This is a genomic window from Rhizobacter sp. P2_H2 (assembly GCF_056403375.1).
Window position 1 is genome coordinate 1 of sequence record NZ_JBFUFP010001249.1, and the last position, 1,439, is coordinate 1,439.

Annotated in this window: 1 protein-coding gene; it reads left to right on the forward strand. The window is 72.7% G+C overall.

Annotation, left to right across the window (positions count from 1 at the left end; translation table 11 throughout):
* Nucleotides 1–1,439: PAS domain-containing protein (locus tag AC1D15_RS32050; protein ID WP_477829231.1), on the forward strand; the 1,439-nt coding region annotated here is incomplete at both ends.

Consider the following 1,439-nt stretch of genomic DNA (forward strand, 5'->3'; position numbering starts at 1 on the left):
CGACCTGGGCCGCCGCTTCCCCGAGCTGGTCCAGCCGCATGGTGGCGAGCACGCGGCCTCGTGGTCGCGCTACGAAGCGGCATTGGCCCGCCGCGAGCCCTTCACCGAACTGATCGCCGACCGCCCCTCCCCCGCCGGCGCGCTGACGCTGTCGATCAGCGGCGTGCCGGTGTTCAGCAGCAGCGGCCGCTTCCGCGGCTACCGCGGCTCGGCCACCATCATCAACGCGCGGCTGCAGGCGCAGAGCGCCGCACGCCGCGCCGAGCAGCTGCTGAGCGATGCGCTCGAGAGCATGAACGCCGGCGTGATGATCAGCGCGCCGGACGGCCGCGTCGTGCAGTCGAACGCGGCGTGGCGGCGATCGATCGGCCACGCCGCCCCGGCCGATGCGATGACCTGGCCCGAGATGGTGCGCAACATGGTCGCGCGCGGCGACTATCCCGATGCGGTCGGCAGCGAAGAGGCCTTCGTGCAGTGGCGGCTCGGCCTCGCCTCCGAACGGCGCACCCAGCACGAGCTGCGCTGGCGCGACCGCTGGCTGATCGTCAACGACCGCCGCCTGCACGATGGCAGCCTGGTCCACCTGGCGCTCGACATCACCGACCGCAAGCGCGCCGAGCTGGAGCTGGCCCGCCAGCAGTTGCAGGCGCACGAGGCGCAGGCGCGGCTCGGCGCGGTGCTGGCGGCCGTGCCCGACCTCTGGTTCGTGCTCGACGAGGATGGCCGCTACCTCGAATGCGGCGACCCGAAGCACCCGTTCATGGTGCACAGCTGGGAGAGCGTGCGCGGCCGGCCTTTCGTGCAGGGCGTCACGCAGGAGCTGGCCGACCAGGTGCTGCCGGCGATCCGCCGCGCGCTGCAGACCGGCGCGGTGCAGTGCCTCGAGTACGACCTGGTGACGGCCGGCGGGCGCCCCGGCAGCTTCGAGGCGCGGCTGTCGCCGATGGCCGGCGCGCGGGTGCTGTACGTCACGCGCGACATCACGCAGCAGCGTGCCGCCGAGCAGGCGCTGAAGGCCGCCGAGGAGCGCTGGAAGTTCGCGCTCGAGGGCGCGGGCGACGGCGTCTGGGACTTCGACGAGGACCGCAACCTCGCGTTCTATTCGCCGCGCTGGAAGGAGATGCTCGGCTACCGCGAGGACGAGATCGGCAACACCATCCAGGAGTGGTCGCGCCGCATCCACCCGGACGACAAGGCGCGCGTGATGCGGGCCATCCAGTCCTACCGGCGCGGCGACACCGAGGTCTACGAGACCGAGCACCGGCTGCAGCACAGGGACGGCCGCTGGCTGTGGGTGCTCGACCGCGGCAAGATCGTCGAGCGCCACGCCGACGGCAGCCCGCGCCGCGTGGTCGGCACGCATTCCGACATCACGCGCACCAAGCAGGCCGAGCAGGCACTGCGCGACAAGCAGGCCGCCGAGCTGGCCAACCGGGCGA